8 protein-coding genes are annotated in these 12,043 nt (G+C 69.6%); 6 read left to right on the top strand and 2 right to left on the bottom strand.

What is annotated here, in order from left to right:
• Nucleotides 1-18 precede the first annotated feature (18 nt).
• Entirely contained in the window at nucleotides 19-1,599 is a 1,581-nt protein-coding gene (locus ACH4ZA_RS19695; RefSeq protein ID WP_398430619.1) for a GMC family oxidoreductase, read from the bottom strand.
• A gap of 194 nt (nucleotides 1,600-1,793) precedes the next feature.
• On the opposite strand from ACH4ZA_RS19695, the gene ACH4ZA_RS19700 reads away from it, so the two are divergent.
• The gene (locus tag ACH4ZA_RS19700) at nucleotides 1,794-3,377 is read left to right on the top strand and encodes a GMC oxidoreductase (RefSeq protein WP_398430620.1); all 1,584 of its coding nucleotides are present in this window, start codon (nucleotides 1,794-1,796) and stop codon (nucleotides 3,375-3,377) included.
• 28 nt (nucleotides 3,378-3,405) lie between these two features.
• On the opposite strand, the gene ACH4ZA_RS19705 is transcribed toward ACH4ZA_RS19700, so the two are convergent.
• A complete protein-coding gene (locus ACH4ZA_RS19705; protein ID WP_398430621.1) occupies nucleotides 3,406-5,013 on the bottom strand; it encodes a PucR family transcriptional regulator in 1,608 nt (535 codons plus the stop codon).
• A gap of 126 nt (nucleotides 5,014-5,139) precedes the next feature.
• Here ACH4ZA_RS19705 and hisD point away from each other — a divergent pair, with 126 nt between their 5' ends.
• From hisD to ACH4ZA_RS19730, 5 genes are all read left to right on the top strand, one after another.
• Nucleotides 5,140-6,465 carry a histidinol dehydrogenase gene (hisD, locus tag ACH4ZA_RS19710; protein WP_398430622.1) on the top strand — a complete coding sequence of 442 codons (1,326 nt, stop codon included), beginning with the start codon at nucleotides 5,140-5,142 and terminating at the stop codon, nucleotides 6,463-6,465.
• Nucleotides 6,466-6,560: 95 nt separating this feature from the next.
• Nucleotides 6,561-8,171: an APC family permease gene (locus ACH4ZA_RS19715; RefSeq protein WP_398430623.1), complete on the top strand. Its 1,611-nt coding sequence runs from the start codon at nucleotides 6,561-6,563 to the stop codon at nucleotides 8,169-8,171.
• On the top strand, nucleotides 8,168-8,836 hold the full coding sequence (locus tag ACH4ZA_RS19720; RefSeq protein ID WP_398430624.1) for a ThuA domain-containing protein: 669 nt from the start codon (nucleotides 8,168-8,170) through the stop codon (nucleotides 8,834-8,836). The genes ACH4ZA_RS19715 and ACH4ZA_RS19720 overlap by 4 nt, the downstream gene beginning before the upstream one ends.
• 36 nt (nucleotides 8,837-8,872) lie before the next feature.
• Nucleotides 8,873-10,660, top strand: a complete 1,788-nt coding sequence (locus ACH4ZA_RS19725) for a thiamine pyrophosphate-binding protein (protein ID WP_398430625.1) — start codon at nucleotides 8,873-8,875, stop codon at nucleotides 10,658-10,660.
• A 173-nt stretch (nucleotides 10,661-10,833) separates the two neighbouring features.
• Nucleotides 10,834-11,565, top strand: a complete 732-nt coding sequence (locus ACH4ZA_RS19730) for a hypothetical protein (RefSeq protein WP_398430627.1) — start codon at nucleotides 10,834-10,836, stop codon at nucleotides 11,563-11,565.
• The last annotated feature ends 478 nt before the right edge of the window (nucleotides 11,566-12,043 follow it).

Below are 12,043 nucleotides of genomic sequence, written 5' to 3' on the forward strand. Positions count from 1 at the left end.
GACCTCCCGGCCCCGGCGTCACCCCGTCGACGTCCTCAGGAGCGAGGCGGCCTTCTCGCCGATCATGATGGCGGGAGCGTTCGTGTTCCCGGTGACGAGGGTCGGCATGACCGACGTGTCCGCCACCCGGACGTTCTCGAGCCCGTGCACACGGAGTTCGTGGTCGACGACCTTGCCCATCATGCAGGTACCCGACGGGTGGTAGAAGGAGAAGGACTGCGTGCGGATGAAGTCGTCGACGTCCTGGTCACGGTCCGAGAGGGGGGCGAGTCCGGCGTCGGCGGCCGCGCGCAGATCCGACTGCAGCACGGCCGTCAGCCGCTGCTCGCGGGCGATGCGCATGCACAGCCGGACGCCCTCCCGCAGCCGCCTGCGGTCGTCGGGGTCGGCGAGGTAGTTGTGGAAGATGCGCGGCTTGGCGTAGGGGTGGGAGTGCCGCAGTCGCACCCAGCCGCGGCTCGCGGGCCGTGCGACATACGGACCGAACGACATCCCGGGCTCGAGCGGCGCGGCCAGACCCTCGTCACGGACGATGCCCAGCGCGGCGTGGACCTGGATGTCCGGAGCGGGCACGTCGTCGCCGGAGCTGAAGAAGCCGCCGACCTCGTTCCAGGCCATCGGGCCCGCGCCCTGCTCGCGCAGGAGCCGCTCCTCCGCGGAGGTGTCCGGTCCCAGGAGCGGTTCGGCGTCGCTGAAGAAGCTGATGAAGCACCCGGTGTGGTCCTGCATGTTCCTGCCGACGTCGGGCAGGTCGTGCAGCGGGGTGACCCCTCCCGCGGAGAGCTCGTCGGCCGGGCCGACGCCCGACTGGAGCAGCAGGTGGGGCGAGTTGTAGGCGCCGAGGGACAGCACGATCTCCCGGTCGACCCGGATCGTCCGGACGGTTCCGAGGTGGTCGACCTCCAGGCCGGCGGCCCGCGCGCCGTCGAAGCTCAGGCGCAGAGCGGTCGTCGAGGCAAGCACGGTGAGGTTCGGACGGCCCGCGGCCGGCTCCAGGAACGCCATCGCGCTGCTGCACCGCAGACCGTTGCGCTGCGTGACCTGGTGATAGCCCACGCCCTCCTGCCCGGACCCGTTGAAGTCCGGGTTGAGCTTGTACCCCGCGTCCTGGGACGCCTCGACCCATGCCGTCAGCAGCGGATGGACGGAGCGGGGATCGCTGACGGTGAGGGGGCCGCCGACGCCGTGGAAGTCGTCGGCGCCGCGCTCGTTGTCCTCGGACTTCTTGAAGAACGGCAGGACGTCGTCGTATCCCCAGCCGGGGTTGCCGAGCCGCTCCCAGGTGTCGTAGTCGTAGCGGTGACCGCGGACGTACAGCATCGTGTTCATCGAGCTGGTGCCGCCGATCACCCGCCCGCGGGGCAGATAGGCGCGGCGTCCGCCGAGCCGCGGCTCGGGCTCCGTCCCGAAGTCCCAGTCGAACTGTGTCTTGAGCTGCTGCGAGAACAGAGCGGGGATCTCGAAGAGGCGGCCGCGGGCCGGCGGCCCCGCCTCGATCAGCGCGACCGTGACATCGGGATCCTCGGACAGCCGGGCCGCGACCGCGCAGCCGGACGAGCCGGCCCCGACGACGACGTAGTCATACGATTCCCTGTCCATTGCGCCTCCGTGGAACTGCGTCGCCTGATCGGCGTGTGGTGCTTCCTGGTGAGGTTAGGGACGTCAGACCCGCGCAGCCCATGCACGAAGTGAGCGACTCGGGCGGCAGCCGTTACTCATTCCGTGCATGTGCCGCATCCGTGCCACTGCTTAGGCTCGTTTCGCAAACACCGCCGCGAAGAGGGGCCCGACTCATGTCCGACCCGGTCCGTCAGGACTACACACCCCCCGAGCTGCGCCCCGGTGCCCTCGTCTCACCCGGCACCGCCGAGGAGATCGGCACAGACGTCCTGATCATCGGCTCCGGCATGGGCGGGTCCTCGCTGGCCTGGGCGCTGAAGGACTCCGGTCTCGACGTACTCGTCGTGGAGCGGGGCAGTTTCCTTCCCCGTGAACCGCAGAACTCGCAGCCGGCCGAGATGTACCTCAAGGGCCGGTACAAGAACGCCGGCCATTGGTACGACGGCGGCACCGGCAGGCCGTTCGCACCCGGCGTCTACTACTGGGTGGGGGGAAACACCCGTTTCTACGGCGCCATGCTGCCCCGTTTCCGCCGCAGCGACTTCACCGAGGTGCAGCACCACGAGGGCGTCTCGCGCGCCTGGCCCTTCGACTACGACGACCTGGAGCCCTTCTACACCGCGATGGAGGAGCTGCTCCAGGTGCACGGGCAGACCGGCGAGGACCCGACCGAGCCGCCCCGCTCCAAGCCCTACCCGTATCCGGCGCTGCGGCACGAACCGGAGATCGAGCGGTTCTCACGGTCGCTGCGCCGGCAGGGCCTGCACCCGTTCCACACGCCGAACGCCCTGAACATCGAGACCCAGGCCGATCGCGCCGCCGTGACGACCGCCGACGGCTGTCCGGACGAGACGGGCATGAAGTCCGACGCGGAGAACCGGCTACTCCTCCCCGCGCTGCGCGACGGCGTGAACATCCTCACGGGCGCGGAGATCACCCGCCTGATCACCTCGCCCGACGGCCGGAGAATCGTCGCCGCCGAGGCACGGCACGCGGGCCGCACCCTCCGCATCAACGCCCGGTCCTTCGCCCTGGCCGGCGGGGCCGTCAACTCGGCCGCACTGCTGCTCCGTTCGGCCGACGACGCGCACCCCCGGGGTCTCGCCAACTCGTCGGGCCTGCTCGGCCGCAACTACATGGTCCACAACAGCACCTTCTTCGTCGGGGTCAACCCCCTGCGGACCAACCCCACGAAGTGGCAGAAGACGCTCGGCCTGAACGACTTCTACGAAGCCGGACCGGGCACGCGCTTCCCGCTCGGGAACCTCCAGATGCTGGGCAAGCTGCAGGCCCCCATGCTCAAGCCCGCGCGTCCGTGGGCGCCGACCTGGGCCCTGAAGCTCATGGCGGCCCGAAGCCTCGACATCTACCTGACGACCGAGGACCTCCCCTCCCGGGACAACAGGGTGCGGGTGGACGGCGACCGCATCCTCATCGACTGGACGCCGACCAACCTCGCGCCCCACCACGAACTGGTGCGCCGGGTCACCCGGGCGGTCCGCAGAGCCGGCTACCCGCTGATCTTCACCCAGCGCATGGGGATCGAGACCAACTCCCACATGTGCGGAACGGCCGTCGCGGGTCACGACCCGACGCGGAGCGTGCTCGATCCCCTGTGCCGCAGCCACGACGTGGAGAACCTCTGGCTGGCCGACTCGTCGTTCTTCCCGTCCTCCGCGGCGCTGAACCCGGCGCTGACGATCGGCGCGAACGCCCTGCGCATCGCCCCGTCCCTCGCCCGGGCGACGAAGGACTGACGGCACGGCGGGCGGACGCGCCGCGAGGTCACGTCCGCCGCAGGGTCGGCCTGCGCAGCAGGTCGTGTCCGCGCACGGCCAGCTGCAGCCGCTGCTGGTTGTTGACCTGAGTGAGGTCGAGGCCGAGGATCTCGGAGAGCCTGTCCAGGCGGTGGTAGAGGGTGCGTCGCTGGATGAAGAGCTCCTCCGCCGCGCGTGCCTTGTTGCCGCCGCAGTCGAGGAACGTGCGCAGGGTGGGCAGCAGGGGGTTCTTCGCCAGCGCGTCGTGCTCCAGAAGCGGACCGAGCTCGTCCTCGACGTAGCGGCGGAGCTCGGGACCCTCGGAGAGGGCGACCAGGAGGCGCAGCGCCCCCAGATCGTCGAAATGGCGCACTTCCGCGGTCGAGGCCGCGGCCGCGACGGACGCCGCGCTGCGGCTCTGGCGCAGTGCCAGGGGGAGCACCGCCGGCTCCACGATCCGGCTGACGCCGCCCCGTATTCCGTGATCGGTCAGCAGAGCCGGCACCCGGGCGGCGTCGGCCCGGGTGGGCAGGCCCACGACCGCCACGTCGAAGTCCCCGGTGTCGCCCACGACGGCGGGCCAGCCCGCCTCCCGCAGAACGTGGGCGAGGAGGTGGTCCTTGGTCGGCTCCTCGTCCCCGGCCCAGGCCGTGACGACGATCAGGTCCCGTCCGCGCAGGTCCTGGCCGAGCGCCAGAGCGAGGGTCACGAACCGCTCTCCCGTGATGTCGCCGAGCAGCAGCCGGTTGAGCAGCGCCGTCTGACGCTGGGACGCACGGGCGCCGCTCTCCCGCTCGCTCAGCAGCGAGATCGCCACGGCCGCGGCGGCGCGCTCCAGCGTGCGCAGTTCCGGCGGGCTCGGCCGCTTCCCCCCGTGCAGAAGGTGGAGCCAGCCCCACGACTCGCCCCGGAGCACCACGGGCTGGCGAGCACATGGCGCTACCTCGCGGAACGACGCCGCCGAGGCGGTCGGAACCCCGGGGCCCTGCGGCGACAGCGAGGGGTGGCGCTCGTGGATCGCCCGGGAGTGCGCACTCCACGCGTCGACGACCTCGTCGGCCGCCGGGGTCGCGCCTCCGTACGCCAGCATCTGATGGGCGACGTCCTCCAGCACCACGGGGTGCCCGGTGCGCCGGGCCAGTTCCCTGACCACGCCGACGTAGTCCTCGTCCGCCAGGAGCAGGTCCATGAACGCCTGGCTGGTGGCCTCTTCGGCGATCAGCTGTTTGATGCGCATCCCGACCAGCACCTCGTGGACCTGGGCCGACGTCTCGACGAAGGGGATCTCGTCGGCGAGCCCCACCAGGGGCAGGCCGGCCGCCTCCGCCTCCTCGATCACGGCCTCCGGCATGGAGGAGAACATGCGCCCGGCCAGTTCGACGACGAGGACGGCAGCGTGGGCGTCCGCGAGCCGTCGGATGAAGGCGCGCTGCTCGAGCTGGGTCGCGCCCATGCCGAGGCCGGCCGTCAGCAGCATCTCCTGCCCGGTGAGAAAGCGATGGATGTCCGGGATCTCGCCCGTGTGCACCCAGCGCACCGGGCGGTCCAGATTCTTCTCCCCGGCGTACACGCGCACGGTGGTGCGGGTGAACACCTCCAGCTCCAGCGCGGCGCGAACAGTCAGGACGTCAGCCATGAGCCACAACCTCGGTGTGTGCAGGATCCACGGCCAATATTGCACACCCTGTGCCTGTCGCCCCACCTCCCGTTTCCCCAGACTTCAGGGCAAGCCCGCAGGCACGATCCCTGCAAGGAGTGCAGAGTGTCAGCCCAACACAAGATCATCAAGGCCCCGGTCGCCGCGAAGACGTCGCGGACCAGCCGGCCGGAAATCATCGAGACCGTCACCGACGTGATCGCCGACATACGGCAGAACGGCGACGCGGCCGTGCGCCGCTGGTCGCAGAAATTCGACGACTGGAGTCCCGAGTCCTATCGGCTCGGCCCCGACCAGATCGCCTCCGTCGTCTCCTCCGTCCCCGAGACGGTCCTCGACGACCTGCGCTTCGTCCAGAAGCAGGTCCGCGGCTTCGCCCAGGCGCAGCGGGACTCCCTCACCGACTTCGAGGTGGAGACGCTGCCCGGCGTGTTCCTGGGGCAGCGCAACATCCCCGTCGGCGCGGCCGGCGCCTACGTGCCCGGCGGCCGCTACCCCCTCACCGCGTCGGCCCACATGACCGTCCTGACCGCCAAGGTCGCGGGCGTCGAACGGGTCGCCGCGACCACCCCGCCCGACCGGGGGGCGCCGCCGCCCGTCAGCATCGCCGCGATGCACCTGGCCGGGGCCGACGAGATCTACGTCATGGGCGGTGTCCAGGCCGTGGCCGCGCTGGCGCTTGGCACCGAGACGATCGCCCCGGTCGACATGCTCGCCGGTCCCGGCAACGCCTACGTGGCGGAGGCCAAGCGCCAGCTCTTCGGCGAGGTCGGGATCGATCTCTTCGCCGGCCCGACGGAGGTGCTGATCGTCGCGGACGGCACGGCGGACCCGTTCGTGGTGGCGACGGACCTGTTGTCCCAGGCCGAGCACGGACCCGACTCCCCGGCGGTGCTCATCACCACCTCGCAGGAGGTGGGCGTGCAGACCGTCTCCTGGGTGGAGCGGCTGCTGCCCGACCTGTCCACCGGAGAGGTCGCCGGGCGCGCCTGGCGCGACCACGGCGAGGTGATCGTGGTCCCCACCCTGGACGCCGCCTACGAACTCGCCGACGAGTACGCCAGCGAGCACGTCCAGATCCTCACCGCCGAGCCCCGCGAGGCCCTGCACCGGATGCGCAACTACGGCGCCCTGTTCCTCGGGGACAAGACGTGCGTGGCGTACGGCGACAAGGTCATCGGCACCAACCACGTGCTGCCCACGCTGGGCGCGGCCCGCTACACCGGCGGTCTCTGGGTCGGCAAGTACCTCAAGACCGTGACCTACCAGGAGATCGGCGACGCCGGATCCAGCGCCCGGCTCGGTGAGATCTGCGGCAGGGCCTCGCGCATCGAGAACTTCGAAGGACACGCGCGCTCGGGGGACGTCCGCGCCGCGCGTTACGGATCGGCCCGGCTGGACTGGACCGACCACGCCTTCGAGCAGAGCTGATCCGCGATGACGGATCGCGATTTACGCCGGACCGCACGCGCGGCACGGCAGCCGTTCGACAAGGAGCACCTCCCCCTCGACCCACGGAGATCGTCATGTCAGCTACGGACAACGAGGCGCACACGGCGCCCCCATCCACCACCGTGAACCCCTCGGACGGCAGCGCACGCCCCGTCTCGTCGGCCGAGGACGCGGAACTGCTCGCCGTGCTCGGCTACGAGCAGAAGTTCGACCGCAAGGTCAGCCTGTGGGGCAACTTCGCCCTGGGCTTCGTGTACCTCTCGCCACTCGTGGGTGTCGTGTCCCTCTTCGCCGTCGGTCTGGCGACCGCCGGCGGACCGTCCATCTTCTGGATCGGCATCGTCGGGTTCGGGCAGTTCCTCGTCGCGCTGGTCTTCGGAGAGGTCGTCTCGCAGTTCCCGCTCGCGGGCGGGCTCTACCAATGGGTCAGACGGCTGTGGAACGGGCGTTATGCCTGGTTCAACGCGTGGATCTACATCTGCACCATCACCATCGGCATCACCAGCACCGCACTCTTCAGCTCGGACTTCCTGGCCAGCCTGGTCGCCGGAACCGCCGACGAGCCCGGCATCAGCTCCACCCCCGCCCAGCGGCTGTGGATCGCCGTCGGCATGACCGTCGTCTGCCTGATCTGCAACTGTTTCGGCACCAGGACCCTGGCCCTGATCTCGAAGATCGGACTCGCCGCGGAGCTGATCGGCATCGTCGTCGTCGGCCTCTACCTGCTGATGTTCGAACGGCACAACTCCGTCTCGATCTTCTTCGAGACCAGCAGCTCCAACCACGACAACTACTTCATGGCCTTCATCGCCGCCTCGCTCGTCGGCCTCTTCCTCTTCTACGGCTTCGAGGCGTGCGGCGAGATCGCGGAAGAGGTCCCCAACCCCTCGCGCAGCATCCCGCGGGCCATGCAGCTCACCGTGGCCGTCGGCGGAGTCGCCGCGCTCCTCGCGTTCGTCGGGTACGCACTCGCGGCTCCGGACCTCGCATCGATCCTGTCGGGCGAGGACACCAACCCGATCCCCGCGATCCTGCAGAACTCGCTCGGCATCGTGGGCACGAAGGCGGTGCTCACCGTCATCATCACGTCGTTCATCGCGGGTGTGATGAGCCAGCAGGCCGCCGCGAGCCGGATCGTCTTCTCCTTCGCCCGCGACGACATGTTCCCCGGATCCCGCGTCTTCTCGAAGATCTCCCGCAGGCACCGGGTCCCCATGAACGCGTTGCTGGCCGTGAACGTCGTTCCGCTGCTGATCTACGTGTTCGTCTTCTACTCCCCGGACTCCCTCACCAAGATCGTGTCGTTCCAGGTGCTGGCCGGATACGCGGCGTTCATGATGGTCGTACTGGCCGCGCTGCGGATGCGTCTGAAGGGCTGGCGTCCCGCCGGAGCCTGGACCCTCGGCCGCTGGGGCATGGTGGTCAATGTGGCGGCCCTGGCCTACGGAGTGCTCGGGATGGTCCTTCTCGCGTGGCCCACCGGCGGCCCGGGAACCTCGCTCGTGGACCAGTGGATCGCGCTCGTCGGCTTCCTCGTCGTCTCGGCCGTGGGCCTGGTGTACCTGCTGACCGCGAAGCCGGAGCGCAAGTCCACCGCGCCGGAGGGCGACGCGATGGAGGTGGCCGAACGTCTGCGCAGCCGCGCCGCGGCCCTCGGCGGCACGAGTGGAGGAGACCTCGCATGACCCGCGTCCTGTATCTGTACGGAGGCTGGCCGGGGCACAAGCCCTACCAGGTGGCCGAGGAATGGGCTCTCCCGATCTTCAGGAACCTCGGATACGACGTCGAGGAGAGCAACGACGTCTTCTCGCTGGACGCCGATCTCACCGGCTACGACCTCATCGCGCTCAACTGGAACAACGCCCTGCTGTCCGAGGGGCTGACGGCCGCTCAGGAGTCGAGCCTGCTGGGGGCGGTGGAGAACGGCACCGGCGTCGCCGCCTGGCACGGCGCTGCCGCCGCGTTCCGCACCAGCCTCAAGTACCACTGGCTGATCGGCGGCAGCTTCCTCGAACACCCCGCGGGGGAGGGCGTGAAGTACCCCTACGAGGTCACCGTCACGGACACCGGCCACCCGATCACCGCCGGGGTGAAGGACTTCCGGGTCGCGTCGGAGCAGTACTACATGTCCGTCGACCCCAACAACCACGTCCTGGCCGAGACCGCCTTCACCGGCGAACACCTGCCCTGGCTGGAGGGGAAGACGATCCCGCAGGCATGGACCCGGACGTGGGGACGGGGCCGCGTCTTCTACAGCGCGGTCGGACACGACCTCGACGACCTCCAGAACCCGGACGTCACCCGCCTGTGCACCCAGGGCTTCGCCTGGGCCGCCCGTCAGAACGCCTGATCCCACCGTCCGACCCGAGCTGTTTGGGAGCACATCATGCCTGTCCTCACCGGAGGCCAGATCGTCGCGCGGACCCTGCGCAACTACGGGGTCGACGTCGTCGCCGGCATCCCCGGCCACGGCATCTGGTCACTGACCGACGCCTTCCTCGACGACGAGTCCAGGATCCCCTTCGTCCAGACCTTCCACGAGCAGAGCGCCGTCCACCTCGCCGACGGCTACTACCGCGTCACCGGCCGCCCGCAGGCCGCCGTGACCTCCATCGGCGCCGGAGCCAGCAACACCGTCATCGGCATGGGCACCGCGTTCACGGACTCCACCAGCGTGCTCGTCGTCACCGGCGGCCCGCCGACCCACATGCGCGGCCACGGACTGCTGCAGGAACTCGACCGCTACACGGCCAACGACTTCCCCAAGGTGGCCGAGGCCGTCAGCAAGCGGCACTGGGTCGTCACCCGGGTCGAGGAGCTCCCCTTCGTCCTGCACCGCTGCTTCAACTCGATGCTGACCGGCCGCCCGGGCCCGGTGCACCTCGAAGTCCCCATGGACGTACAGGCCGAGGCCGCGAACGTCGAACTCCACGACCTGGAGCGCCGCATCCCCGTCGGCCGCCAGCACCCCGACCCGGAAGCGATCGACCGTGCCGTGGACGTGCTGCGCGCGGCCGACCGCCCGGTCATCGTGGTCGGCGGCGGTGCGATCACGTCCGAGGCGTCCGACCAGGTCCTCGCGCTCGCCGAGCGGTGGCAGATCCCGGTCGTCACCACGTGGAACGGCAAGAGCGCCTTCCCCGAGGACCACGAACTGTTCGCCGGCAGCGTCGGCCAGACCGGCACGATGACCGGCAACGCGATCGCCAGCTCCGCCGACGTCGTCGTCTCGGTCGGCTGCCGCTTCACCGACTGGTCCGCCTCCAGCTACGCCAAGGGCGTCACTTTCTCCATCCCGCCCGCCAAGCTCATCCACATCGACATCGACCCGCACGAGATCGGCAAGAACTACCCCGCCGAGGTGGGCATCGTCGCGGACGCCCAGCGGGCCGTGGCGGCCATCGTCGACTCCCTGCCCAGCAAGGGCGTCGACCGTTCCGAATACCTCGCCGAACTCGGCCGGCTCAAGCAGGACTGGGAGGAGAAGCTCGCCGGCCGCCGTGACAGCGACCGCTTCCCCTTCACCTCCCAGCGCCCGCTCGGCGCCCTGCGCAACGTGCTCCCGCGCGACGCGATCATCGTCGCCGGGTCGGGCAACACCCAGGGCGCGGTCAAGCAGACCTTCCCGGTCTACTCGCCGCGCACCCACCTCACCTCCGGTGGCTTCTCCTCCATGGGCTGGGCCGTCCCGGCCGCCGTCGGGGCCAAGCTCGCCCGACCGGAGAGCCCCGTGGTGTGCGTCCTCGGCGACGGCGACTTCCTGATGACCTCCCAGGAGATCGCCCTGAGCGTCACCGCCGACGCGCCGGTCGTCTTCGTGGTCCAGAACAACGCCGGCTACATGTCGATCCGCGGCGGTCAGCGCAAGCAGACCTCGCGGCACATCGGCACGGAGTTCTCCCACCCCGACGGCTCGCCGTACAGCCCCGACTTCGCGGCCATGGGTCGGGCCTTCGGCATCGAGTCGTGGAAGGTCAACGACGCCGCGTCCCTGGAGCCGACCCTGCGCAAGGCCGTCCAGTCGGGAGCGCCCGCCGTGATCGAGGTGCCCACGGACCGCGACGCCGCGGGCCCCTGGGTCCCCGGCTGGTGGGACTTCCCGATCCCGGCGTACATCACCGACGAGCGCCAGGACGAGTACCACCGCACCCGGGCCACCGAGCAGCACCTCTGAGACGACGCCCCGGCGCCCGGCGCATGCCGACCGCCCGTGCAGCCGAGACCCGGCCGCACGGGCGATCGGCATGCGCCGGAGGCGGCCGGGGCTGCCGTCCCGCCGACGGAAAGCGGATTCCCGTTCGGAAAACCGTTCGAACCGGGATTCCGCCCCCTGTTACCGTTTGCCTCGTGGCGAAACTCAACCAGATCATCGCAGTGGAGAAGGGCGTCAAGGCCAAGGCTCAGCAGGAGTTGACGGCTGCTCACCAGGACGTTCAGAAGCCCGCGCTCCTGTCCGGGATATCCCGTACCTACCAGCCCAAGGACGAGGAGGGCGAGCAGCTGCCGCCCGAGTCGACCCGGGTGCAGCTCAAGGCCGAGGACGTGCTGCGTGACACCGCCGCGGCCCTCACCCGGCTCTTCGACGTGACCGCCACCAAGGACTGGGCGAACTGCACGGCTCGCGGCGACGTCACGGTGGACGGGCAGGTTCTGCTCCGTGACGTACCGGTCTCCTATCTGCTCTTCCTCGAGAAGCAGCTCGTCGACCTGTACACCTTCGTCCGCAAGCTGCCCGTGCTCGACGCCTCGGAATCCTGGTCGCAGGACCCCTCGACGGACTGGTGGAAGACCGAGACGGTCCGCACCATCCGGACGAAGAAGGTGCCCCGCAACCACGTCAAGGCCGAGGCCACCGAGAAGCACCCCGCCCAGGTCGAGGTGTATTACGAGGACGTGCCGGTCGGCTACTGGACCACCGTCAAGTTCTCGGGAGCCCTGCCTGCCCGCCGCGTGAACGAACTCTGCGCGCGCGTCGAGAAGCTGCAGCAGGCCGTCAAGTACGCGCGCGAGGAAGCCAACGGGGCGGAGATCCAGGACCAGCGCGTGGGTGACACGGTGTTCGGCTACCTTTTCGGATAGCCGCCGGATGCCGATCCGGCTAAACTCAGGGAATCCCGCTCGTCGTTGAGCGAGCGGGTGCGCGAGGAGCGCAAGCTGAAACTGAGGCTTGTCGTGACGAACGCGGGACAGTGGAGGTTCGAATCCTCCCCCGGGCACCACATGTCACGCCCGGGTAGCCCAAGAAGGCAGAGGCACCCGCAATCAATCTCAGACTCTTGCTCCAGCTTCAGCATTCGCCGCCGATCGCCGAATCGACCGGGCGCGGGCCTGGCCGTCGGATGCTGGTTCAAATCCAGCCCGTTGCGCTCTCAAGTCATATGCATGCAACGGTAGTTCAATGGCAGAACACGACGACATGAGACTGATCCGCACCCTTTAAACGTGTCGGCGTGTCGCACATGGCGGCAAAGCTGGGCTCGGGAACAGGCTACGTTCCCGGGCCCTCTCCTCTTTCACGACCCGATCTCTCATCATGGCCGACCTGGCGGTGCGGTCG

This window comes from Streptomyces sp. NPDC020597, from assembly GCF_044335095.1.
In the GTDB taxonomy this organism is placed as follows: Bacteria; Actinomycetota; Actinomycetes; order Streptomycetales; family Streptomycetaceae; genus Streptomyces.

Coding starts and splice junctions, on each gene's coding strand:
- ACH4ZA_RS19720 (WP_398430624.1), top strand. CDS start 8,168: ATGACCCGCGTCCTGTATCTGTACGGAGGCTGGCCGGGGCACAAGCCC.
- ACH4ZA_RS19705 (WP_398430621.1), bottom strand. CDS start 5,013: ATGGCTGACGTCCTGACTGTTCGCGCCGCGCTGGAGCTGGAGGTGTTC.
- ACH4ZA_RS19700 (WP_398430620.1), top strand. CDS start 1,794: ATGTCCGACCCGGTCCGTCAGGACTACACACCCCCCGAGCTGCGCCCC.
- ACH4ZA_RS19695 (WP_398430619.1), bottom strand. CDS start 1,599: ATGGACAGGGAATCGTATGACTACGTCGTCGTCGGGGCCGGCTCGTCC.
- ACH4ZA_RS19715 (WP_398430623.1), top strand. CDS start 6,561: ATGTCAGCTACGGACAACGAGGCGCACACGGCGCCCCCATCCACCACC.
- ACH4ZA_RS19725 (WP_398430625.1), top strand. CDS start 8,873: ATGCCTGTCCTCACCGGAGGCCAGATCGTCGCGCGGACCCTGCGCAAC.